We start from the raw sequence: 24,758 nt of genomic DNA, 5'->3' as shown, positions 1-24,758 counted from the left end.
CTCTATAGATGCCGTTACGGACTCTGGAAACCTGGCCCCACGGCGCAATCATGCTGGACGCGCAACACACGCGTTTTGCCTTGTGGGCGCCAGACGCGTTTTATGTCAGCGTTGAATTGGAAAACGGCAAGTCCGTCGCCATGCTGCCCCAGGCAGAAGGCTGGTTTGAAACTGAAATAGCGTGCCCGGCGGGCACGCGCTACCGCTTCAATATCGATGGGGAAATGGATGTACCCGACCCTGCCTCCAGAGCCCAGGCCTCGGATGTACACGGTTGGAGCGTGGTGGTCGATCCCCTCGCCTATCAATGGCGTCACAGCCAGTGGCAAGGCCGCCCCTGGCACGAGGCCGTCATTTATGAGCTGCACGTCGGCGCGATGGGCGGCTATGCCGGCGTCGAGAAACATCTGCCACGCCTGGCCGAGCTGGGCGTGACTGCCATTGAATTGATGCCGCTGGCGCAATTTCCCGGTGAACGCAATTGGGGTTACGACGGCGTCCTGCCCTACGCGCCCCAAGCCTCCTACGGCACGCCCGACCAACTCAAGCACCTGATCGACAGTGCCCACGAACATGGCCTGGCGGTAATCCTCGACGTCGTTTACAACCACTTCGGCCCCGACGGTAACTACCTTGGCCAATACGCCAAAGGCTTCTTCCAGGAAGACGTGCACACGCCCTGGGGCGCGGGTATCGACTTCGATCGGCGTGAAGTACGGGACTTCTTCCTGGATAACGCCTTGATGTGGCTGCTCGAATATCGCTTCGACGGCCTGCGCCTGGACGCCGTACACGCCATCGATAACCCGGACTTTCTCAAACAACTGGCTCACCGCGTTCGTGAGCAAGTCGACACGGGCCGACACGTCTGGCTGATGCTGGAAAACGAACTTAATCAAGCCAGCCTCCTGCAGCACGATTTTGACGCGCAATGGAATGATGACTTTCATAACGTCCTACACGTACTGCTGACCGGCGAAACCGACGCCTATTACAGCGACTTTGCCCAGGCGCCTACCGCCAAACTGGCGCGCTGCCTGAGTGAAGGCTTTATCTACCAGGGCCATACCACTCGCCATGGCCATGAACGCGGCGAACCCAGCGGGCACCTGCCGCCGAGCGCGTTTGTGGCGTTTTTGCAGAATCATGACCAGATCGGCAACCGTGCCATGGGCGAGCGCCTGCATCAACTGTGCTCGCCCCAGGCGTTAGAGGCGGCGACGGCCCTGCTGCTGCTCTCACCCATGATCCCGCTGATGTTCATGGGCGACGAAGTCAAGGCCAGCGAGCCCTTCCTGTTTTTTACCGACCACCATGGCGAACTGGCGGAAGCCGTACGCGAAGGCCGTCGTAACGAGTTCGCCGACTTCGCCGCGTTCCATGACCCGCACCGACGTGAACGCATCCCTGATCCCAATGCGCTGGCGACTTTCCAGCAGTCGGCCCCGACCTTTGCAGACCATCCACACGCCCAGCTCTACCGCCAACTGCTGAACCTGCGCCACCACCACATCGTGCCGCACGTGCCGGGCAGCCTCGCGCTGGGCGCGCAGGTGCTGGCCGACGGTGCCGTCAGCGCGCGCTGGCGCCTGGGTAATGGCAGTCTGCTGCAGATCGACCTCAACCTGAGTGCCACGCCGCTGGATCATCCGGCCGCGGGGCCTGTCCTTTTCGAAACGCCTGCCAACCTCGGCGCCCACCTGCCGCCGTACAGCGCACGCGTTACCCTATCCCCTGTTGGAGAGCACCCTTGAGCGAAGCGAACCTGGAAATCCTCGCCAGCCGAGCGGGACTGGCCGTCGATTGGATCGACGCAAACGGCCGCCCGCAACGTGTAAAACCCGACGCCCTGCGCGCCGTTCTCAAAGGTCTGGGCCACCCGGCCGACAGCGATGCCGAGGTCGACGCCAGCCTGCTCGAACTGGAACGAGCGCAACAAGACACACACCTGCCGCCGCTGATGACCATCGACAGCGGCGAAGGCCTGGACCTGGCCCGCTACTTTGAACCCGACACCCTGTGTCGAGTCAGCCTCGAAGACGGCGAAACCCTGGATCTGCGCCTCGATGGCGACGCGGTGCTGCCGGGCGTCATCGCACTCGGTTATCACCAGGTGCATATCGCCGAACAGACCTTCACCTTGGCCGTCGCGCCTACCCATTGCTACAGCGTGGCCGAGGCCGTCGACAGCCGCCCGGCCCGCGCCTGGGGCCTCAGCGCGCAACTGTATAGCTTGCGCCGCCTGGGCGATGGCGGGTTTGGCGACACCCTGGCCCTGGAACACCTGGCCCGTTCGGCCGCCGAGCGCGGTGCCGATGCCCTGGCGATCAGCCCAATGCACGCAATGTTCAGCGCCGACACCGAGCGCTACAGCCCGTATTCGCCGTCGAGTCGTTTGTTCCTCAACAGTTTGTACGCCTCGCCGGGCTGCATCCTGGGTGAGCGCGAAGTGCGCAATGCCATCGACGCTTTAGGCCTGACGGATGAGCTGCACGACCTGGAACAACACACCCTCATCGATTGGCCCACGGCCGCCAAGGCCAAGCAACGCCTGCTTCGGGCGCTGTATGAGGACTTCCGCCACGGCCAGCATCCACAACACGCCGACTTCTTGAGTTTCCGCCAGGCCGGTGGTGAAGCGCTGGAAAACCACTGTCGCTTCGAAGCCGTGCAAGCGGCGCGTGCCGCCAAAGGTGAAGACCTCGACTGGCGCCACTGGCCCGAAGACTGGCGCAACCCGCAAAGCCCGGCGCTGGCCGCTTTCGCCGCAGCAAACGCGGATGAGATCGGCTATTTCGCCTTCAGCCAGTGGCTGATTGCCCGCTGCCTGGAACGTGCGCAACAAGCTGCCCGCGGCAGTGGCATGGGCGTCGGCTTGATTGCAGACCTGGCCGTGGGCGCTGACGGCGGTGGCAGCCAGGCCTGGAGTCGCCAGGACGAATTGCTTGCGAATCTGACCGTGGGCGCGCCACCCGATATCCTCAACCGTGCCGGCCAAGGCTGGGGCATCTCCGCGTTCTCCCCAGAAGGGCTTAAGCGCCATGGTTTCCGTGCATTTATCGAAATGCTGCGCGCCAACTTCGCCCATGCCGGTGGCTTGCGCATCGACCATGTGATGGGCCTGCAACGCCTATGGGTGATCCCCATGGGTGCCTCGCCGCGTGAAGGCGCCTACCTGTATTACCCAGTGGACGACCTGCTGCGCCTGCTGGCCTTGGAATCCCACCGCCACCACGCGATCGTGCTCGGAGAAGACTTGGGCACGGTACCGGACGGCCTGCGCGAAAAGCTTATCGCGCGCTCGATCCTGGGTATGCGCGTGTTGTTGTTCGAGCAAAACCACGACGGCCAGTTCAAGCCGATCCTCGACTGGCCGGACAATGCCCTGGCCACCACCAGCACCCATGACCTGCCGACCCTCAACGGTTGGTGGCACAGCCGTGATATCGACTGGAACGTCCAGCTTGGCCTGATCGATGCGCCCACCGTGGAGCAATGGAGCGAACACCGCCTGCGCGAACGCCAGGCGCTGCGCCAGGCCTTGAGCCAGGACCCGCAGAACTTCGTCGAAGAAATCCGCAATGAAACCGACCATATGATCGACGCCAGCGTGCGTTACCTCGGCCATACCCGCGCCCCGCTGGTGCTATTGCCACTGGAGGACGCCCTCGGCGTGGAGGAACAGGCCAACCTCCCTGGCACCACCGACACCCACCCTAATTGGCGCCGCCGCCTGCCGGGCGAGGCGTCAAGCCTGCTCGACAATGCCGGCGCAGCACGCCGCCTCGAACTGTTGGCCGTCGCGCGCAACCAAGCCTACGAGCGTGACCGATGAAAGCACTGCCCCTGCGCGCTACCCAGCGCCTGCAATTCCATAAAGGTTTCACCCTGGACGACGCAGTGCCGCTGGTGCCCTACTTCGCCCGTCTCGGCATCAGCCACCTGTACGCTTCACCGCTGCTCAGCGCACGCGCCGGTTCCATGCACGGCTACGACGTGGTCGACCCCACCCGCGTAAACCCGGAATTGGGAGGCGAAGCCGCCTTGCGTCGTCTGGTCGCCGCGTTGCGTGAACACGGGATGGGCCTGATCCTCGATATCGTCTCCAACCATATGGCGGTGGGTGGTGCGGATAATCCTTGGTGGCTGGACCTGCTGGAATGGGGGCGCATGAGCCCCTACAGCGAGTTCTTCGATATTCAGTGGCACTCGCCCGACCCGCTGCTCAAAGGCCAGTTACTGATGCCGTTCCTTGGCAGCGATTACGGCGAAGCCTTGCAGAACGGCACCGTGAGCCTGCAGTTTGATGCGACCCACGGCGCGTTCTACGTTGAGCATTACGAACATCGTTTTCCGATATGCCCACGGGATTACGCGACGATCCTGGGTAACGATGAATTACTCAGGCCGTTGTCCGACCGCTTCAGCGCCCTGGCCTACCAGGACGATGCTTACCACGAAGCCGCCTGGCTCAAACAGGCACTGGTCGAACGGGCCACTGAAGAACCCGTACGCCAGGCCATCGAGGCGCAGCTGGCGACGTTCGACTTCGACCGCCTGCATAATCTGCTCGAACAACAGGCCTATCGCCTCGCCAGCTGGCGCACCGCAGCCGACGATATCAACTGGCGACGCTTCTTCGATGTCAACGAATTGGGCGGCTTGCGCGTAGAGCGCACCGCGGTATTTGAAGCCACCCATGGCAAGATCTTCGAACTGATCAGCGAAGGCCTGGTGGATGGCCTGCGCATCGACCATATCGACGGCCTCGCCGACCCGCGCGGGTATTGCCGCAAACTGCGCCGCCGGGTGGATTCGCTGGCGCCGGACCGGCATTTGCCGATCTTCGTGGAGAAGATCCTCGGCGAAGGCGAAACCCTGCGCACCGATTGGCAAGTGGACGGCACTACCGGCTACGAGTTCATGAACCAGCTGTCCCTGCTGCAACATCACCCGGACGGCTTCGAGCCTTTGGCCCAATTGTGGACCCGTCACAGTGAACGGCCTGCGGCGTTCATCGAAGAAGCGCGGCTGGCGCGCCAGCAAATCCTCAACGGCTCCCTCGGCGGCGACTTTGAAAGCGTGGCACAAGCCCTGCTGCAAGTGGCCCGCGACGATGTGATGACCCGCGACCTGACACTAGGTGCCATCCGCCGTGCCTTGCAGGAACTGATTGTGCATTTCCCGGTGTACCGCACCTACATCAGCGCGCGTGGGCGCAGCGCTGCTGACGACACGCTATTCAAGCAAGCCATGGACGGCGCACGCACAACCCTGGGCGAAGGCGACTGGCCGGTGCTCGACCACCTGGAAAAATGGCTGGGCGGTGAGCCCTGGCGAAATCGCCCGGTGGGCCGTGAACGCAAGATCCTCAAGCATGCTTGTGTGCGCTTCCAGCAATTGACTTCCCCCGCCGCCGCCAAGGCCGTGGAAGACACCGCGTTCTATCGCTCGGCGGTACTGCTGTCGCGCAACGACGTGGGCTTCAGCACGGAACAGTTCAGCGCGCCATTGAGCGACTTTCATGCGGTCAACCAGCAGCGCCTGCAGACTTTTCCCCACAACCTGCTGGCCACTGCCACCCATGACCACAAGCGCGGCGAAGACACTCGCGCACGCCTGGCGGTGTTGAGTGAGTGCGCGCCGTGGTACGTCGAACAGGTGGAGCATTGGCGCACCCTCGCCGCGCCGTTGCGTACCGATGCAAGCACGCCGTCGGCCGGCGACGAATTGATCCTCTATCAGGTCCTGCTGGGCAGTTGGCCGCTGGATCAGGGCGCTGACTTTGCAGCCTACCAGCAGCGCCTGTGGCAGTGGCAACAAAAAGCCCTGCGCGAAGCCAAGTTGCAAAGCAGCTGGAGCGCGCCCAACGAGGCCTATGAACAAGGCGTCGAAGCGTTCCTTTCACGGCTGCTGCTAAGCGAGGACGGCCGCGCTCTACGGACCGCCATCGGCAATGCCGCTCAAGCGATCGCCCCTGCCGGTGCGCTGAATGGCCTGGCGCAATCCTTGCTTCGTCTCACCGTGCCAGGTGTACCGGACCTGTACCAGGGCGTTGAGTTCTGGGATTTCAGCCTGGTAGACCCGGACAACCGTCGCCCGGTGGATTTCAGTGCACGGCAAGAGGCGCTGGCTACCCCTGCGGATATCGGCGAACTGTTGTTCAACTGGCGTGACGGGCGTATCAAACAGGCGCTGATTGCTCAGGTGTTGGCCGTGCGCATGGCCCATCCCGAGCTGTTCCGCAGCGCCACCTACACACCGCTGGAAGTGGTCGGCAAACACGCCGAGCGGGTGGTCGCCTTTTGTCGCGAACACCAGGGCAAACGCTTGCTGGTGGTGGTGCCACGTTGGCCCCATGACCTGCTTGAAAACGGTGTGCATCCCCAGATCAATGCGCAGGTTTGGGGCGATACACGGGTGAAATTACCGTTCGCCGCGACAACTCAAAACTGGAAGGGACTTTTTCATACAGGCGCAGTCACACCAGACAAGGAGCTGTTGGTTAGCGCTGCCCTGGGGGATTTCCCGGTCAATGTCTTTATCAATCCTGATGATCAAGAAAGCTGAAAATTTTCTGTGAGGAGCATTGTGATGAGTACTGAAGACAAACGCATACGCGAACTGGCGCATCAGATCTGGGAGTCCGAAGGCAAACCCCATGGTGAAGATGCGCGGCACTGGGAGATGGCGCGCAAACTGGCGGAGGCCGAAGCGCTGACGCCGAGCAAGCCCAAGGCAGCCGTCAAACCCAAGGCTGGCGCCCCCAAGCCGCCGGCAAAAGCCAAGCCCGCGACGGCCGCGGCCAGCAAGCCGGCGCCACCGGCCGCTAAAAAGCCAGCCGCGCCGAAAAAGCCCAAGCCTTGACCCCTCACCTCTTGCCGACGCTGTCGGCAAGAGGTGATTTCAACTACCAGACTCTCAGCTGAAATGTCGTCAGCAAGGCCGCGTTCGGCCTGAAAAAAGACCCTTGCAGGAGCAACTCAATGCGCAAACCCGATAAAACCCCTTCGACGCCGGGCAACGAGCCGTCGCGAATTCGTGAAGGTTTGCCCTTCCCCCTTGGCGCCACTTGGGACGGCCTGGGCGTCAACTTTGCCTTGTTCTCGGCCAACGCGACCAAGGTCGAGCTGTGCCTCTTCGATGATTCCGGCGAAGTGGAACTGGAGCGAATCGAACTGCCGGAATACACCGACGAAACCTTCCACGGTTACCTGCCCGACGCCCACCCCGGGCTGATTTACGGCTACCGCGTGTACGGCGCGTATGACCCGGCCAATGGCCATCGTTTCAACCACAACAAATTGCTGATCGACCCCTATGCCAAGCAACTGGTGGGCGAACTGAAGTGGTCCGAAGCACTGTTTGGCTACACCATCGGCCACCCGGACGACGACCTCAGTTTCGACGAACGCGACAGTGCGCCCTTCGTGCCCAAGTGCAAGGTCATCGACCCGGCACACACCTGGGGCAATGACCAACCCGTGCGTGTGCCATGGGATCGCACGATCATCTACGAGACCCACCTGCGCGGCATCAGCATGCGCCACCCTTCCGTGGGCGAATCCGTGCGCGGCACCTGCGCCGGGCTGATGGAAGACGACGTACTCAAGCACATTCGCCAGTTGGGCGTATCGTCGGTCGAATTGCTGCCCGTGCATGCCTTCGTCAATGACCAGCACCTGCTGCAAAAAGGCATGACGAACTATTGGGGTTACAACAGCATCGCGTTTTTCGCCCCTGACCCGCGTTACCTGGCCAGCGGCAAGATCGCCGAGTTCAAGGAAATGGTCGCGCACCTGCATGAGCAGAAGCTGGAAGTGATTCTCGACGTGGTCTACAACCACACCGCCGAAGGCAACGAGCGCGGCCCGACCCTGTCCATGCGCGGTATCGACAACGCGTCGTACTACCGTCTGATGCCCGATGACAAGCGCTTCTATATCAACGATTCCGGCACCGGCAATACCCTGGACCTGAGCCATCCGTGCGTGTTGCAGATGGTCACCGACTCCTTGCGTTACTGGGCCAATGAGATGCACGTCGACGGTTTCCGCTTCGACCTGGCGACTATTCTTGGCCGTTACCGCGATGGTTTCGATGAGCGCCACAGTTTCCTGGTCGCCTGTCGCCAGGACCCGGTATTGCGCCAGCTCAAACTGATCGCCGAGCCCTGGGACTGCGGCCCAGGCGGCTATCAGGTGGGTAACTTCCCACCGGGCTGGGTCGAATGGAACGACCGTTTCCGCGACACCGTGCGCGCGTTCTGGAAAGGCGATGACGGCCAGTTGGCGGATTTTGCCGGGCGCATGACCGCTTCGGGCGAGATGTTCAACCATCGGGGCCGCCGCCCCTACAGCTCGGTGAACTTCATCACCGCACATGATGGTTTCACCCTGCACGACCTGGTGTCCTACAACGACAAGCACAACGAAGCCAACGACGAAAACAACCAGGACGGCAGCAACAACAACCTGTCCTGGAACCACGGCGTCGAAGGACCGACCGATGACCCGGAAATCAACGAACTGCGCCTGCGCCAGATGCGCAATTTTTTCGCAACCCTGCTGCTGGCCCAAGGTACACCGATGATCGTGGCGGGTGATGAGTTCGCCCGTACCCAGCACGGCAACAACAACGCCTACTGCCAGGACAGCGAGATCGGCTGGGTCAACTGGGACTTGGACGACGACGGCAAGGCCCTGCTCAAGTTTGTGAAACGCCTGATCAAACTGCGCCTGGCCTACCCGATTCTGCGGCGTGGACGCTTCCTGGTAGGCGACTACAACGAAGATATCGGCGTGAAGGACGTCACCTGGCTCGCGCCGGATGGCAATGAAATGACCACCGAACAGTGGGAAGACAGCCACGGCCGTTGCCTGGGGATGCTGATGGATGGCCGTGCGCAGGAAACCGGGATCCGCCGTGCCGGCGCGGATGCCACCTTGCTGCTGGTGGTCAACGCCCATCACGACATGGTCAATTTCCGTCTGCCACCGGTGCCCGAAGGCGAGTTCTGGACCTGCATGCTTGATACCAATTCCCCAGCAGTGCGGGGCCAGGAGCGCTTTGATTTCGATCATGAGTACGCGGTGACCGGCCGTTCGTTGCTCCTGTTTGAATTGCAGCGTGAAGACGAGGTGTGACATGGCTCCGCATGGAATCCTTCAAGGCTACCGGGGCTATGCGGACACGCACGCCCTGGGCGCGGCCCTGAAGGCACTTCAGGAAGAAGGCCTGGACCAACTGCCCTTGCCGGGCAGCGGTCAGACGCTCGAACGGTTCAGTCGCCTGGCGCAGGTGGCAGGCCATGACCTGCGCTTGTGCAAGCTGTTCGAAGGCCACACCGATGCGCTGGCAATCATGGCTGAACTCAATAGCCCGTCACCGCCCTTGGGTAGCACCTGGGGCATGTGGGCAGCCGAGCCCCCCACCGCCAAGGTGCGCGTGTTCAAAGACGGCCATCGCCTTAAGGTACAAGGGCGTAAGGCCTGGTGCTCCGGCGCGGCGGTGGTCAGCCATGGGTTGTTGACGGCCTGGGACGAAGAAGACCGCCAGCAGTTGGTGGCGGTTGCCATGGATCAACCGGGCATCATCGTGTCGGACGAAGGTTGGAACGCCGTGGGCATGGCCGCCACCGGCAGTGTGGACGTCGTGTTTGACGAAGCCTGGGGGATCGCCGTGGGCGGACCGGGGGATTACCTCGCCCGCCCGGGTTTCTGGCAAGGCGGCATTGGCATTGCCGCCTGCTGGTACGGCGCGGCGCAACGCCTGGCGGAAGTCCTGCGTGACCAGTGCAGCAAGCGCCCTGAGCCCCATGCCCTCGCCCACCTTGGCGCGGTCGACAGCGCGCTGAACAGTGCCGCGTGTGTACTGCGCGCCAGCGCGGAACGGGTCGACCACGCCCCAAAGGCCAATGCCAGGATGTGGGCCCAACAGACGCGGGCCTGCATCGAAGACACGGTCGAGCAAGTCATGCGCCACGTCGGCCGGGCCGTCGGAGCCGGGCCTTATTGCAAGGATCCGCACTTCGCCCAGTTGATGGCGGACTTGCCGGTGTATGTGCGCCAGAGTCACGCCGAACGCGACTTGGCCAGCCTCGGCGAATGCGTCGCCGGTGAATCCCCAGGGAGGTGGCAATTATGAAACCCAATCCGATCGTCGGCCAAGGCACGCCGCTGCATCGCTGGCAGGCGTCGTCAAAGCTGGCCGAACTGCAGTGGATCAGTGTTGAGCAGTTGGTGCCCGAAGGCCATCGGGCGGTGATCGTTGCCCCCCACCCGGATGACGAGGTGCTGGGTTGTGGTGGCCTGATGCAGGGTCTAGCGGCGCTGGGCCGAGCGATCCAACTGATTTCGGTCACCGATGGCAGTGCCAGTCATCCGGGCTCGCGGCGTTGGCCGGTTGAGCGTTTGAGTGTCGTGCGCCCCCAGGAATCGGCGCAGGCCCTGCATCGTCTCGGCTTGCCGCTGCACAGTCTGCAATGGCTGCGCGCAGGGTTTACCGACAGCAAGGTGGCAGCGCGGGAAGAAGAACTGGCGGCCTTCATTCAGCGTTATCTCAAACCCACCGACGTGGTATTCACCACCTGGCGCGAAGACGGTCATTGCGACCATGAGGCCGTCGGCCGTGCCAGCGCCAAGGCCTCCCTTGCGGCAGGCGCCACCCTGTATGAACTGCCGGTGTGGACCTGGCATTGGGCAACCCCCGAAGACAGCCAGGTGCCCTGGCACCGCGCCCGCAAAATCCCGTTGAGCTGTGAAGCGGTAGCTCGCAAACGCCACGCCATCCATGCCTTCGCCAGCCAGTTGGAGGGCGATCCGCAGATCGGTCTGGGGCCCGTGTTGGCGCCCTACGTGGTGGAGCGCCTGCTGCAACCTTTTGAAGTGGTATTCGTATGAGTGTGGCTACCCCGTATTTCGACCAACTGTTCGCCGGGAACGATGACCCCTGGGCCTTCCGTCAACGCTGGTACGAGCGCCGCAAACGCGCGTTGACCCTGGCACTGCTCACGCGTGCGCGCTACACCTCGGTGTTCGAGCCCGGTTGCGCCAATGGCGAACTGAGCTTCGAGCTGGCAGCCCGCTGTGACCGCTTGCTGTGTTGCGACACGGCATCGGCGGCCGTTGCGTTGGCGCGCGGTCGTTTGTTGGGCTTTTCGCATGCCCAGGTGCAACAAAGCCGTTTGCCCGAACAGTGGCCCACGGGCCAGTTCGAGCTGATCGTATTGAGCGAGTTGTGTTACTACCTCGACGCCGATGACCTGTGCGCACTCATTGATCGTGCCCGCGCGTCGTTGACCGTCGACGGTCAGCTACTGGCCTGCCATTGGCGCCCCGTCATCGAAGGCTGCCCGCACACTGGCGAACAGGTGCACGCCCTGCTCCACGAGCGTTTGGACATGCCCCGCGTGGCCACTCATCACGAACACGACTTCCTTCTCGACCTGTGGAGCCGCGACGGCACTTCGGTCGCTACCCTTGAGGGCTTGCGATGATCGGCATTCTGATCCCGGTACACAACGAAGAGGCGCTGCTGGGCGACTGCCTGAAAGCGGCTCTGATCGCGGCCAGCCATCCGGGTTTACTGGGTGAAACCGTCTTGGTCCTGGTGGTGCTGGACAGTTGCAGCGACGGCAGCACCGCGATTGCCCAGGCCTACCCGGTGCAATGCCTGGAAGTCCAGGCACGCAATGTGGGTCACGTGCGTGGCGTGGGTGCGCGGCATCTGCTCAATCAGGGCGCCCGCTGGATTTCGTGCACCGACGCCGACAGCCGCGTGGCGCCAGATTGGCTGGTGGCCCAATTGGCGCTGGGCGCCGATGCCGTGTGTGGCACGGTCACCGTGGACACCTGGAGCGAGGATTTTGACCCTGCCGCACAGATTCGTTATCACCAGGGTTACGAGGCGCGGGACGGTCACCGGCATATCCACGGTGCCAACCTGGGGGTGAGCGCCAGTGCCTATGTCCGCGCCGGTGGTTTCGAACCCTTGCCGTGCCATGAGGATGTGCAGTTGGTGCGTAACCTGGAGCTGTGTGGCGCCTCCATCGCCTGGAGCCATTCCCCGCAAGTGATCACCAGTGCGCGCCTGGATGCCCGCGCACAGGGCGGTTTCGGGGATTACTTGAAGAGCCTGATGCTCGCCACTTGAAAAAAGCGACATTACAAAATGTAAAACCGACCAATCCTTGTCTATGCTGATGACGCCTTGCTAGCGTTCCAGGGTTGGAGTGCCATGCAACCACTGCGGCAGAGCCTGTGGTGGAAAAAGAGCGTCGTCCCGTCAACGGGCCACGACCCAGCATCAACCGACAAGGATGTGACACCCCATGAAGCTTGCTTCCTTAAGCGACGGCCGTCGCGGCCCTGAGCAAATCTGGAACAGCGCCCCGCAGCTGGCGCAAATTCCTCCTATCTCCCCGTCCTCATTGGTGCCACCCGGCGCACGCGTGGTCATCGTCGCGCCCCATCCCGGCGACGAAGTGCTGGCCTGTGGCGGCCTGCTGCAACTGCTCAGCACGCTGGAACACCCGCTGCAACTGATCTCCATCACGGATGGCAGTGCCAGCCATCCTGGCTCCAACGTCTGGCCGGCCAGCCGCCTCAGTGTGGTGCGCCCTCAGGAAAGTGCTGAAGCCTTGCGGCGCCTCGGTATGCCCTTGCACAGCCTGAAGTGGATTCGCGGCGGTTTCTGCGACAACGCCCTCGCCTCCCGTGAGCCGCAACTGAGTCAGTTCATTGCGCGCTACCTGCAGTCGGGCGATGTGGTGTTCAGTACTTGGCGCAACGACGGCAATGACGACCACGACAGCGTCGGCCGCGCCAGCGCCAAGGCCTGCGCCCTGGTGGGCGCGCAGCTGTATGAACTGCCGATCTGGGCCTGGCACTGGCCCGCTCGCGAAGGCGCGATCATCCCCTGGCAACGCGCACGCAAGGTGCGCCTGGACACCTGGAGCGTGGCGCGCAAGCTTCACGCCGCCCACGCCTATGCCAGCCAGTTGGCCGGTGATCCGGCGATCGGCCTGGCGCCCATGCTGGCCCAGGTGCTGCTGGAGAGAATGCGCGAACCTTATGAGATCGTGCTGTCATAGCGCAGGGTTTGTATCGCATTGTGTACAGAGCCCACTGCGATACACGGTCTTTAACTCAAGCGGTTTCCTGAAACAGCACAGATACAACGCGGCGTTCAACTGAGCAGCAGGCACACATTCAGCCGCAGGAGGCTCGCCATGCACGCTCAGTTGACTCGCCGCTTCACACACCGATCCCTTTTCCTGGCCCTGGCCTTGTCGCAATTCGGTGTGCTGGGCGTGGCCCATGCCGAAATGCCCGAGGCGCCCATCCGCGCCGTCGCCAGCGCGCAAACGGCCTTCGGTGCCCTCAAGCACATCAAGGCCGGTCTGCTGGATGTGGCTTACGCCGAAGTTGGCCCGGCCACGGGGCCGGCGGTGATCTTGCTGCATGGCTGGCCCTACGATATCGACAGCTACGCCCAGGTCGCCCCGCTGCTGGCGGCCAAGGGTTATCGCGTGTTGATCCCCTACGCCCGGGGCTATGGTGACACCCGTTTCCTCTCGGACAAGACCCTGCGCAACGGCCAACCGGCGGCGCTGGCCAGTGATGTGATCGACTTCATGGACGCGCTGAAGATCAAACAAGCCGTACTCGGCGGCTACGACTGGGGCGCGCGTTCGGCGGACATCGTTTCAGCGCTGTGGCCGGAGCGGGTCAAGGCGCTGGTGTCGGTCAGCGGTTACCTGATCGGCAACCAGGCGGCGGGCAAGAATCCTTTGCCGCCTAAAGCCGAGCTGCAATGGTGGTATCAGTTCTACTTTGCGACCGAGCGCGGTGCCGCCGGTTATCAGAAGAACACCCACGATTTTGCCAAGCTGATCTGGCAACTGGCTTCGCCGCAATGGAAGTTCGATGACGCCACCTTCGACCGCAGCGCCAAGGGCCTGGAGAACCCGGACCATGTCGCGATCACCGTGTTCAACTACCGCTGGCGCCTGGGTCTGGTGCAGGGGGAAACGCAGTACGCGCCCTTGGAGCAGAAACTCGCCCAGGCGCCGTCGATTGGCGTGCCGACCATCACCCTCGAAGGCGATGCCAACGGCGCCCCGCACCCTCAACCTGAAGATTACGCCAAGCGTTTTACCGGCAAGTACGCGTTCCGCCTGATCAACGGCGGTGTGGGCCACAACCTGCCTCAGGAAGCGCCCGAAGCGTTTGCCAAGGCAATCATTGACGCGGATCACCTGTGATGAAGCGCTTGTGTATAGCCGCATTGGCCCTGGCGAGTTCGGCCTGTGCCTTGGCCGACAGCGCTCCGTCACCGATCTACGGCGTGACCATTCCCGACGGCTACCGCCAATGGGAATTGGTGGCGCCCGCCCAGGAGGCGGATCCGTTGAACGAGCTGCGCGTGGTGCTGGGCAACAGTGCCGCGCTCAAGGCTTACCGAGAGGGCAAGCTGCCTTTCCCGGATGGCACCGTCCTGGCCAAATTGGCGTGGAAGCATGAACAGTCGCCGGAGTTCAAGACTGCGTCCATCCCCGGCGCGGCGACCACGGTACAGTTCATGGTCAAGGACTCGAAGAAATACGCGTCCACCGGAGGCTGGGGGTTCGGCCGGTTCATCAATGGCAAGCCGGCCGATGAAGCGCAGCACCAGACGTGCTTTGCGTGCCACCAGGCATTGGTGAAGGATCGGGATTATGTCTTTACCAAACTGGCACCCTGAAAACGCGAGAACGGGTAGGCGATCCACAGCCAGATAAACCAGGCCGGCATCACGCACAGCGCCAGGCGTGTATCCGGCCGCAACGCCAGCAGGCCCAGCACAAACGCGAGAAACGCCAGCGAGAACCAGGCCATCGGCACCCCACCAGGCATCTTGTAGAGGGATTTGGCATGCAGGTCCGGACGTTTTTTGCGGTAGGCAATGTAGGACGCCAGGATCGTCGACCAGGTAAAGATCACCAGGATTGCCGACACGGTGGACACGATGGTAAAGGCGGTCATCACCTCCGGCACGACAAACAGCAACACCAGCCCCAGCAACATCAGCAAGGTGGTAAACGCCAGGCTGATAAACGGCACGCTGCTCTTGGACAAACGCCGGAAGATCCCCGGTGCATCCCCCAGGTCTGCCAAGCCGAACAACATGCGGCTGGCGGAAAACACGCCACTGTTGGCCGACGATGCCGCCGAGGTCAGCACGACGAAATTGACGATGCCCGCCGCTGCCGGAAACCCCGCCACCAGGAACAACTCCACGAACGGGCTCTTGCTCGGCGAGACGTGCTGCCATGAGGTCACCGCGATGATGCATGCCAGGGCCAGCACGTAGAACAGGATGATGCGCAGCGGGATCGAGTTGATTGCCTTGGGCAGCGTCTTCTCCGGCGCACGGGTTTCGGCGGCGGCGGTGCCGATCAGCTCGGTGCCGGCAAAGGAGAAAATCGCCATCTGGAACCCGGCAAAAAAGCCGAACAGGCCATTGGGAAACGCGGCCTGCGGGTCCAATAAATGGGTGAATGAAGCCGTGACGCCGGTCGGCGAGACAAACGAACTGGCGATCAGGACCCCACTCACGCCGATCAAGGTCAGCACGGCAATGAGCTTGATGATCGCGAACCAGAACTCCACTTCGCCAAACAGCCTGACCGTCAATACATTCAACGCAAACAACGTGAGCAGCATGCCCACTGCCGGCATCCAGGCCGGCACATGGGGGAACCAGTACTGGAAGAAGCCACCGACCACCACCGCGTCCCCGATCACCGCCACGCTCCAGCTCAACCAATACGACCAGCCCAGGAAAAACGCCGCGCGCGGCCCAAGGTAGGCGCCGGCAAAGTCGGCGAAGCTCTTGAAGTTGAGGTTCGACAGCAGGAGTTCGCCCATGGCGCGCATGACGAAATACACAAAGAGCCCGATGATCATGTAGATCAGGATGATCGAGGTGCCGGACAGCGCAATGATCTTGCCTGAGCCCATGAACAGACCGGTGCCGATTGCACCGCCCATGGCCATCAACTGGATATGGCGGTTGCTCAGGGTGCGTTGCAACGCAGGCTTCTCATAAAGCCCGGACGTGGTTGTTTTCATCACAAAACCTCTTGTTATGTTTTTGAGTTTTGGCAGAAAAAAGACGACGGATTGTTGTTATCGGGTGTTGCTTTCGAAACCGTGCAGTACGTTGACGGCGTTGATGCCGATTTCATCGACCATGTAGCCGCCTTCCATCACGAACAGGGTCGGCACTCCGACGCTGGCGATGATTTCACCCATACCGAGGAAGTCCTGGCTGTCGAGGAGGAAGTGACTGATGGGGTCGTCCTTGAAGGTGTCGACCCCCAGAGAGATCACCAGCACGTCGGGGGCAAAGTCGCGCAGTTGCCGGCAGGCATCGATCAGGGCGGTCTGGTAGTGATCCCAGGTGGTGTTTTTGGGCAGCGGGTAATTCAGGTTGAAACCCTCGCCCGCGCCCGCGCCGCGTTCGTTGGCAGCGCCGGAGAAATACGGATAAGACACCGCCGGGTCGCCATGCAGGGAAATGAACAGCACGTCCGGGCGATCGTAGAAAATATTCTGCGTGCCGTTGCCGTGGTGGAAATCCACATCCAGCACCGCCACGCGCTTGGCGCCTTGGGTCACGGCGTGCTGTGCGGCAATAGCTGCGTTGTTGAGGTAGCAATAACCGCCCATGTATTCGCGGGCCGCGTGGTGGCCCGGTGGGCGGCACAGGGCGAACGCACTCTGATGGCCTTCGCCGATCAGCGCCAGGCCGGTCAAGGCGATGTCCGCGCTGGTTTTGACCGCATCCCAGGTGGTGCGGGTAATCGGCGAGCCTGCGTCCATGGCAAAGAAACCGAGCTTGCCGTCGATAAATTCCGGCACCTGCTGGTTGGCCAGGTCACGGACCGGCCATACCAGGGGCAATGCGTCATGGCTGCGACCGATGGCGGTCCATTCGGCCCAAGCGGTTTCCAGGAAGGTCACATAGCGCTCGCTGTGGGCGTTGACATAACAGGCCCGATCAAAGCGGCGCGGCGTGATGATATCGCCCAGGCCAACCTGCCTGACGCGGTCACGCACGGTGTCGGCGCGGCTCGGTTGCTCGAATGAAGGTTTCAGCACGCCGTCTTTGAGTTCGGTGCCGTGGTGCAAACGGTGGGTTTCGCTAAAAACAGTCAACATGGGTGGGCATCCGCCAGTAAAAGACAGGGTCTATTTTGTTCTGGCTGGCGTGGGCTTTCTTTGCTTTTACTTGCGCCACTGATAGGTTTATCGGGAATTTTTTCCTACCTGGCGCGAACTTATGAAAAATAAAACCAAGCAGGTCACGCTTGATGATACCGATCTCGCCATTCTTGCCCTGCTCCAGCAAGACGCGAGTATTTCCAACGCCCAGTTGAGTGAGCGTCTATCCCTGAGCCTCACGCCCTGCTGGCGGCGACGCAAACGCCTGGAAGAAGAAGGCGTGATCAAGGACTACCAGGCCAACCTCGACCGCAAGATGCTCGGGCTGGACATCATGGCGTTCGTGCATGTGCGTTTTGCGATCCATACCGATCATGCGCCGGATGCGTTTGAAGCCGTGGTGAAGGAACTGCCGCAAGTGTTGTCCTGCCACAAGATCACCGGTGATGCGGATTACCTGTTGCAGGTGCTGGCGGAAGATCTGGACAGCTACAGCGAGTTTGTCGAGAGCGTGTTACGGCGGCAGTTGGGGATTGCGTCGATTCAATCGAGCCTGGCGCTGAGGGAGGTCAAGGCGACGAGTCGAGTGGCGATCCCCTTGCGTGAATAAGCGCTGCGCACGTCGCATTTCCAGGGCGACGGCATGGCGATTTGCCGTCACACGGAGGTGAAAAATTCGTTAACCAATTCTCTCTGAAGCCTTTTTCCCAAAAGATCAACATGTCACACTGATGCGAATAATTATCAACACTTTTATTATTCGCCACGGAAGGCATTCGGGGAGAGTCAGTTTCATGTCTGTGCAACAACACGGCGGCAAAGGTTTTTCACCCAGTCTGATGGCGTTGGCCGTCTGTCTTGCAAGTTCACCTGCGGTGTTTGCCGCTGAGGCGGAAAAAGCCGCCCCACTGGAATTGGGCGCCACCCAGATCAGTAGTGAACAGTTGGGCCAGACCACCGAAGGCACCCAGTCCTACACCACCGGAGCAATGGCGACCGCCACCAAACTCCCGCTGACCATGCGCGAGACGCCCCAAGCCGTCACGGTGATCACCCGCCAGCGCATGGACGACCAGGCCATGACCAGCGTCAACGACGTGGTCAAGAACACGCCAGGCCTTTTCCTCAGCCAGTCCAGCGGCCCCGGTCGGCATACGTACAGCTCACGTGGCTTCGACATCGACAACATGATGTTCGACGGCATTCCCAGCTCTTATTCCGGCTACGCCAACAGTGTGCAGCCCAACCTGGCGATGTTCGACCGTGTGGAAGTGATCCGCGGCGCCACGGGCCTGGTCACCGGCGCCGGCAACCCGTCGGCGGCGATCAACTTTGTGCGCAAGCGTCCAACCGCCACGCCGCAGGTGTCGATCACCGGTGCCGCCGGCAGCTGGGACGATTATCGCGGCGAGTTCGACGCCTCCAGCGCCTTGAATGACAGCGGCACCCTGCGCGGCCGCGTGGTGGGTTCCTACCGCGACGCCAACAGCTTTCGCAAAGGAGAAGAAAGCGACCACGGCCTGTTCTACGCCATCGGTGAAGCCGACCTCAGCGAAAACACCACTGCCACCCTAGGTTTTTCGCGCCAGGAAGACCAGACCAACTTCTTCTGGGGCGGCTTGCCCATCGGCACCGACGGCCATCACCTGAACCTGCCCCGCTCCACCAACCCCGGCTCCGATTGGGAAAACAAGAAGCTCACCATCGACACTGTATTCGGTGATATCGAACATCGCTTCGCCAATGACTGGAAACTCCACATCGCCGGCTCGTCGTCACAGTTGGATGGCGTGTTCACCGGCACCTACCAGTCGCGCTACCAGACCACGCTGGCGCGCACCGCCTACCAATCGCACCAGGACGACAAACAGTACGGCCTGGACACGTTCCTCAGTGGCCCGGTCGAAGCCTTCGGCCGCACCCATGAAGTGGTGGTGGGCACCAGCAAACGCGTCTATGACGCCACGTCCAAGGAATACAGCCCCTACGACACCAATTACCCGTTCAATGGGGCAAAACCGGACTTCGTGCGCAACGGCAAAGGCCACAACATCACCACCCAGGACGGCGTTTACCTGACCACCCGCCTGAACCTGGCCGACCCGCTCAAGGTGATCCTGGGTGCCCGCGTGGACTGGTACGACTACGATGACCGCCAGGGCGACGGCGACTACAAAGTCACCCGCAACCTCACGCGCTACGCCGGCGTGATCTACGACCTGAACGACCAATACTCCGTTTACGCGAGTTACACCGACATCTTCACACCACAGACAGACCGGGACTTTTCGGACAAACCACTTGAACCTATCGTCGGCGAAAACTACGAAGTCGGTATCAAGGGCGAGTACTTCAACGGCGCACTCAACGCCAGCCTCGCCGTGTTCCAGATCGACCAGAAAAACCGCGCTACCCTGCCCGAGAGCCAAGCGGGCTGCCCGATCATGACGTGCTATGAGGCGTCCGGTATGGTACGCAGCCAAGGTATCGACCTAGAACTGCAAGGCGCACTCACCGAAAACTGGCAAGTCGGCGGCGGGTTTACGTACACCCGTGCGCATTACATCAAGGACACTAACGCGTCCAACAACAACCAGCGTTTCGACACCGACACCCCGGAACGTTTGTTCAAGCTGACCACTTCCTATCGCTTCCAGGGCCCACTGGAAAAACTGCGCGTCGGAGGCAATGTCTACTGGCAGAGCCGCATGTACAACGATGTGGTACTCGCCAACAGCAATACCTATCGCCTGGAACAAGGCAGCTATGCCGTGGCAGACGTGATGGCCGGTTACCAGGTGAACAAGCACCTGGACCTGCAGCTGAACGTGAACAACATCTTCGACCGCACCTACTACTCGGCCATCGGCAACAGCCCGATCTGGGGTCCTAACGACACCTACGGTAACCCGCGCAGCTTTGGCGTCACGGCCAAATACAGCTTCTGACCATCGCCCGATAAGCGGCTACCCGTCCGGGTAGCCGCGCCTAAAGTCCCGCCTCCTGATGCCGATATACGGTTGGCATCACTGAATCCAATAAAAACCAAAAAAATATCTGATTCGCTCCACCCTGCCCCTCACTTTGATTCGGCCAGACCACATGGAGTAAGTGTGAATGCCCACTCGCACGCGTTTTTTCGAGCACTACCGCAAAGCCGACCGCATCATGCTGGCGCTGGTCTGGCTGATGTTCCTGTTCTCCCTGGGCCTGGCGTTCTGGCACGACACCTTGATGCAAGCCATCATTGTTGGCGGCAGTACCAGCGTGGTGCTCACACTGCTCTACCGTGCGATAGGCGGCAGCCGCGTGATGCGTTGCGCCCTCGGCGCAGGTTTGATGGTCATGGCGGCGCTGCACATTAACCAGGCGCAGGGCGTGATCGAATCGCACTTCGGGATCTTCGCGTTGCTGGCGGTGCTGACGTTTTATCGCGACTGGCTGCCGATCCTGGTCGCCGCCGCCACCATCGCCGTGCACCATGTGGTATTCCATGCCCTGCAACATCAAGGCTTTCCGGTGTTTGTGATGGAGCATCACGGCGGCTGGACCATGGTGTTCGTGCATGCCTTCTACGTGGTGATGGAGACCGTTGCCCTGCTGTACCTGGCCGTGCACAGCCAGGCCGAAGCGGTCGAGAGCCAGGAAATGCTCGAGAAGATGCTCTCCGTCACCACACAGATCTCGGCGCAAACCGCCCAGGGCGAAGGCAAGGTGCACATGTCCCTGGCCAATCGTTTCGATCACTTCTTGCAACAGATCACCCACCTGATAGACGGCGTTGCCCGCGACTCCCACGGCCTTGGTCAACTCGGCCAGGAACTGGCCAGCGCCAGCGGCACCCTGGAAAAAGGCGCGCGGCATCAATTGGCGGAAATCACCCAGATGACCGGTTCCATGCAGCGTATGGAAGACGCCATGGGCCACATCGCCGTGCATGTCGAACAGGCGGTGGATCACGCTGGCAAGGCCAGCCAACAGATTTTGCGTGGCCAGGAAAGTGTCGGCCGCGCCCAGCAGGAAATCACCCAGTTGGCCTCACGCCTCAACGGCACCCATGAAACGGTGCAAGGCCTGGCCGTACAGGCCGAGCAGATCGGCACCGTGCTCGATGTGATCAGCAGCATCGCCAACCAGACCAACCTGCTCGCCCTCAACGCAGCCATCGAAGCCGCCCGCGCCGGCGAGCAAGGCCGTGGCTTTGCCGTGGTCGCGGACGAAGTACGCAACCTGGCGCAGCGCACGGCAGTGTCCACCCAGGAAATCAAGACCATCATCGAGAGCCTGCAACACGGCAGCCGCCAGGCCGTGGAAGCCATGCACGACAGCCGCCAAGGCGTGGACCGCTGCGTGGAAGACAGCCAGGTCGCCGTCGATATGCTCCGCGCGGTGGGCAGCGACATCGCACAGATCGACGACCTGAACGGGCGAATCGTGACCACCACCCGCGAGCAGACCGAGGCGAACTTGGAGATTGTCGGGCGGTTGCAGTCGGTGCAGAGCATTGCGCAAAGCACCGCCAACGATGTGGAAACCCTGGCTCGCAGCAGTGAGCAGCTGCCGCCGATTGCGGTGCGGTTGGATGCGTTGGGCAGACGCTTCCATCAGTGAAACCTAAGGGGCGTCATGTACCGAAGTTGAACGCGATCGAGATCCGTGGCCGCGTTCCCTTAAAGCGTCGTACCGAGTGCATCAACCAGGATGGAAACATAATCAATGTCCCGCTACTGGCGACACAGGTGCTGCTGAACCCGGCCGTCAGGCAATCCTCGACCCGCATGCGCAAGGCGGGATTGTAGGTCGAGGCGACCATGATGTTTGCCAGTAGCCACAAACCATACCGGCATCAAAGGTTCAGCGATGTAAACCATTGTTAAAGTCTTAATCACAGTTGCGCACAGGCTCCTTGCCTCACCTGGCCCAATTCCTGCCTCCCCCCAATACCCGCAAGTCGCTGCTGACTACGCGGACGACTCTTTTGGGCCCCGCCGCCCAACAGCCTGCCCCGATAATCAGTCATCCCCATCGCTATCCCGAGGCCTTCCCCCATGACGAGCCCCTCCACCGAACAGGTCAGCCCCCAGACTCTGCGAAAGGTCATCATCGCCGCCGGCATCGGTAACTTTGTCGAGTGGTTTGACTTCGCCGTCTACGGCTTCCTCGCCACGACCATCGCCCAGCAGTTCTTCCCCAGCGGCGACGCCAGCGCGGCATTGCTCAAAACCTTCGCCGTGTTCGCCGTGGCGTTTGCCTTCCGGCCACTGGGCGGGATTTTCTTCGGCATGCTCGGCGACCGCATCGGCCGCAAGCGTACCCTGGCCATGACGATCCTGCTGATGGCCGGCGCCACTACCTTGATAGGCCTGCTGCCGACCTATGCCGCCATCGGCGTAGCGGCGCCGATCCTCTTGTCGCTGATTCGCTGCGCCCAAGGGTTCTCCGCCGGGGGCGAATACGCCGGGGCCTGTGCCTATCTGATGGAACACGCGCCCAGCGATAAGCGCGCCTGGTATGGCAGCTTCGTGCCGGTGTCGACGTTTTCCGCTTTCGCCGCCGCCGCGGTGGTGGCGTATGCACTGGAAGCGTCGTTGTCCGCCGAGGCCATGGGCAGTTGGGGCTGGCGCTTGCCGTTCCTGATCGCCGCGCCGCTCGGCCTGGTGGGGCTTTACCTGCGCTGGAAGCTGGACGAAACGCCCGCCTTCCAGGCCGTTAAGGAAGAACACACCGTCGCCCACTCCCCGCTCAAGGAAACCCTGCGCAACCATGGTGCGGCGATCTGCTGCCTGGGCGCTTTTGTGTCACTGACGGCGCTGTCGTTCTATATGTTCACCACGTATTTCGCGACGTATCTGCAGGTGGCAGGAGGCTTGAGTCGGGCGATGGCGTTGCTGGTGTCGCTGATTGCATTGATTTTCGCCGCGGCAATTTGCCCTTTGGCGGGGTTGTATTCCGATCGAGTCGGGCGGCGCGCCACCGTGATGACGGCCTGTGTGTTGTTGATGGTCGTGGTGTATCCGTCGTTCCTGATGGCCAGTTCCGGTTCGTTCGCGGCATCCATTGTCGGCGTGATGTTGCTGGCGGTGGGGGCGGTATTGTGTGGTGTGGTCACGGCAGCCTTGCTGTCGGAGACGTTTCCGACCCGTACGCGCTACACCGCCTCGGCGATCACCTACAACCTGGCCTATACGATCTTCGGCGGCACCGCGCCGTTGATGGCGACCTGGTTGATCAGCACCACGGGCAGCAATCTGTCACCGGCGTTCTACCTGATTGCAGTGGCGTTGCTGGCGTTGGCCGGTGGATTGGCGTTGCCGGAAACTTCGCGGATTTCCTTGCACGACGTGGGGCCCGAGGACAAAAGCAGCGCGCCCGTGCTTTCGCGTTAAACGCCCTGCTCGTCAGAGAACCGCACGGCCAGACTCAGGTTCGCCGGATCGTTGATCGCGGCCATGTATTCATCCACGGTGATCTCACCTACGCACGGTCGCGCGCCAGGCATGGGTACGTAACCTTGAGCGATTTTGATGGCCAGGGCCACGGCAGCGCAGCTGGGGATCTCCGGGCCTTTGTCATTCAAGGCCGTCAATTGCACGGTCAATGACAAAGGTCCGCCGTCGGTCCCCAAGCCCTGCACATCGATGTACATCGCGCTTTTACCGTCGCCAAATCGCTCGAACCAGGTGCCCAGGCGGTGCAGCCGCGCCGCCCAGGCCACATGATCCCGTACCACCCCCAGCTTCAGTGCCTGAGCCAGCACCCAGTTGGCGACACCCCCCAATTTGAGCTCCGCGCCAGCTTTGAAGCGCAAGGTATGGGCGCCATACCGACCGGCGAAGATGTCCATGTCCGGCACATCCACATTGGCCAGCACTCGCGTGCCCAACACCGGCATTTTGCGCAGCGTCAGGTCCTGCCAACCCAGCACTTCGTGTACCTGGCCATTCCTGAGTTGCTTGATCGGTTTGCCCGCGTAGGCCAGCACACCTTCGATTGTCGACAGGCCTGGCATCTTGGCCGACGAGGAAATGCCATGTTCGATCGAGTCGATGCGCGAGAAGCGAGACCGGTACTGATCGATGAGCGCAGACGACAGCGTCGGCACTGAGCTGCAACCACTGAGAATGGCCACGCCCGCCTGTTTGGCGTGCACGTCCAGCACGCCCACGCCATTGACGAAGGTGCGGCAGTCGGACAGGTCGCAGTAGTTCACCCCGGCTTCGATGCAGCTCAGGGCAACTGCATAGGACTGCCCTTGGAACGGCCCGCCGGTATGAATCACTAACTGCATGTGCTTCGACAGTAAAACACCCGCGAATCCGGCCCCCATCGCGTCGCCACACCAGCCTTCGCAGACAGTGCCGGGCTGCGCATTCAACTCGTCGAGTTTGCGCTGCAGCTTGTGTGGATCACGGCCCGAGATCACCAGCTCAATGCCCGGCGCTGCGGCCAAATGTCGGCACACGATGCTGCCGAAATTGCCGTAGCCGCCGATCACCATCACCCTGAGTGCCATTCCAGTCTTCCCTGAACCATCGATCATGCGCTGCG

At 61.8% G+C, this 24,758-nt stretch carries 19 protein-coding genes and 1 pseudogene; 16 read left to right on the top strand and 4 right to left on the bottom strand.

The window, feature by feature from the left end; genetic code table 11:
• Positions 1-8: 8 nt before the first annotated feature.
• The 12 genes from treZ (at position 9) to AC4PS7_RS06840 (ending at position 14,745) form a co-directional block, all read left to right on the top strand.
• Positions 9-1,754 (top strand): malto-oligosyltrehalose trehalohydrolase, encoded by a 1,746-nt coding sequence (treZ, locus tag AC4PS7_RS06895; RefSeq protein WP_305436076.1) that lies wholly within the window; start codon positions 9-11, stop codon positions 1,752-1,754.
• Positions 1,751-3,835 (top strand): 4-alpha-glucanotransferase, encoded by a 2,085-nt coding sequence (malQ, locus tag AC4PS7_RS06890; protein ID WP_047541785.1) that lies wholly within the window; start codon positions 1,751-1,753, stop codon positions 3,833-3,835. Before treZ ends, malQ begins: the two co-directional genes overlap by 4 nt.
• A complete protein-coding gene (locus tag AC4PS7_RS06885) occupies positions 3,832-6,570 on the top strand; it encodes a malto-oligosyltrehalose synthase (RefSeq protein ID WP_492179249.1) in 2,739 nt (912 codons plus the stop codon). Before malQ ends, AC4PS7_RS06885 begins: the two co-directional genes overlap by 4 nt.
• A gap of 24 nt (positions 6,571-6,594) precedes the next feature.
• Positions 6,595-6,867: a DUF2934 domain-containing protein gene (locus AC4PS7_RS06880; RefSeq protein WP_010210212.1), complete on the top strand. Its 273-nt coding sequence runs from the start codon at positions 6,595-6,597 to the stop codon at positions 6,865-6,867.
• Between the two features lie 119 nt (positions 6,868-6,986).
• Positions 6,987-9,146, top strand: coding sequence for a glycogen debranching protein GlgX (glgX, locus tag AC4PS7_RS06875; protein WP_010210210.1), 2,160 nt, complete (start codon positions 6,987-6,989; stop codon positions 9,144-9,146).
• Position 9,147: 1 nt separating this feature from the next.
• The gene (locus AC4PS7_RS06870; RefSeq protein ID WP_492179248.1) at positions 9,148-10,146 is read left to right on the top strand and encodes an acyl-CoA dehydrogenase family protein; all 999 of its coding nucleotides are present in this window, start codon (positions 9,148-9,150) and stop codon (positions 10,144-10,146) included.
• Positions 10,143-10,901, top strand: coding sequence for a PIG-L deacetylase family protein (locus AC4PS7_RS06865; protein WP_198832324.1), 759 nt, complete (start codon positions 10,143-10,145; stop codon positions 10,899-10,901). Before AC4PS7_RS06870 ends, AC4PS7_RS06865 begins: the two co-directional genes overlap by 4 nt.
• The gene (locus AC4PS7_RS06860; protein ID WP_198832323.1) at positions 10,898-11,497 is read left to right on the top strand and encodes an SAM-dependent methyltransferase; all 600 of its coding nucleotides are present in this window, start codon (positions 10,898-10,900) and stop codon (positions 11,495-11,497) included. Before AC4PS7_RS06865 ends, AC4PS7_RS06860 begins: the two co-directional genes overlap by 4 nt.
• Positions 11,494-12,153, top strand: coding sequence for a glycosyltransferase family 2 protein (locus AC4PS7_RS06855; protein ID WP_042572290.1), 660 nt, complete (start codon positions 11,494-11,496; stop codon positions 12,151-12,153). The genes AC4PS7_RS06860 and AC4PS7_RS06855 overlap by 4 nt, the downstream gene beginning before the upstream one ends.
• Before the next feature lie 178 nt (positions 12,154-12,331).
• Positions 12,332-13,093: a PIG-L deacetylase family protein gene (locus AC4PS7_RS06850; RefSeq protein WP_010210200.1), complete on the top strand. Its 762-nt coding sequence runs from the start codon at positions 12,332-12,334 to the stop codon at positions 13,091-13,093.
• 138 nt (positions 13,094-13,231) lie between these two features.
• Positions 13,232-14,266 (top strand): alpha/beta fold hydrolase, encoded by a 1,035-nt coding sequence (locus AC4PS7_RS06845; RefSeq protein ID WP_198729567.1) that lies wholly within the window; start codon positions 13,232-13,234, stop codon positions 14,264-14,266.
• On the top strand, positions 14,266-14,745 hold the full coding sequence (locus AC4PS7_RS06840) for a cytochrome P460 family protein (RefSeq protein WP_010210198.1): 480 nt from the start codon (positions 14,266-14,268) through the stop codon (positions 14,743-14,745). Before AC4PS7_RS06845 ends, AC4PS7_RS06840 begins: the two co-directional genes overlap by 1 nt.
• Here the strand turns inward: AC4PS7_RS06840 and AC4PS7_RS06835 are convergent.
• A complete protein-coding gene (locus AC4PS7_RS06835) occupies positions 14,718-16,115 on the bottom strand; it encodes an amino acid permease (protein ID WP_021493036.1) in 1,398 nt (465 codons plus the stop codon). The two genes, AC4PS7_RS06840 and AC4PS7_RS06835, sit on opposite strands and share 28 nt — an antisense overlap.
• A 57-nt stretch (positions 16,116-16,172) precedes the next feature.
• A complete protein-coding gene (locus AC4PS7_RS06830; protein WP_010210195.1) occupies positions 16,173-17,207 on the bottom strand; it encodes a histone deacetylase family protein in 1,035 nt (344 codons plus the stop codon).
• A gap of 121 nt (positions 17,208-17,328) precedes the next feature.
• Here AC4PS7_RS06830 and AC4PS7_RS06825 point away from each other — a divergent pair, with 121 nt between their 5' ends.
• The 3 genes from AC4PS7_RS06825 (at position 17,329) to AC4PS7_RS06815 (ending at position 21,821) form a co-directional block, all read left to right on the top strand.
• Positions 17,329-17,820, top strand: a complete 492-nt coding sequence (locus tag AC4PS7_RS06825; protein WP_010210191.1) for an Lrp/AsnC family transcriptional regulator — start codon at positions 17,329-17,331, stop codon at positions 17,818-17,820.
• Between the two features lie 184 nt (positions 17,821-18,004).
• Entirely contained in the window at positions 18,005-20,158 is a 2,154-nt protein-coding gene (locus tag AC4PS7_RS06820; RefSeq protein WP_045792058.1) for a TonB-dependent siderophore receptor, read from the top strand.
• A 169-nt stretch (positions 20,159-20,327) separates the two neighbouring features.
• Positions 20,328-21,821 (top strand): methyl-accepting chemotaxis protein, encoded by a 1,494-nt coding sequence (locus AC4PS7_RS06815; protein WP_042572287.1) that lies wholly within the window; start codon positions 20,328-20,330, stop codon positions 21,819-21,821.
• A 13-nt stretch (positions 21,822-21,834) separates the two neighbouring features.
• On the opposite strand, the pseudogene AC4PS7_RS06810 reads toward AC4PS7_RS06815, so the two are convergent.
• Positions 21,835-22,023: pseudogene (locus AC4PS7_RS06810) on the bottom strand (putative 2OG-Fe(II) oxygenase); the annotation flags it as partial.
• Between the two features lie 235 nt (positions 22,024-22,258).
• Between AC4PS7_RS06810 and AC4PS7_RS06805 the strand changes: the two are divergent.
• Positions 22,259-23,596 (top strand): MFS transporter, encoded by a 1,338-nt coding sequence (locus AC4PS7_RS06805; protein WP_021493030.1) that lies wholly within the window; start codon positions 22,259-22,261, stop codon positions 23,594-23,596.
• Here the strand turns inward: AC4PS7_RS06805 and AC4PS7_RS06800 are convergent.
• Entirely contained in the window at positions 23,593-24,723 is a 1,131-nt protein-coding gene (locus AC4PS7_RS06800) for a saccharopine dehydrogenase family protein (protein ID WP_492179351.1), read from the bottom strand. The two genes, AC4PS7_RS06805 and AC4PS7_RS06800, sit on opposite strands and share 4 nt — an antisense overlap.
• Positions 24,724-24,758 lie beyond the last annotated feature (35 nt).

It is taken from the genome of Pseudomonas sp. DW-iso3, assembly GCF_058725305.1.
This window is presented reverse-complemented; position numbering and strand designations above follow the sequence as displayed.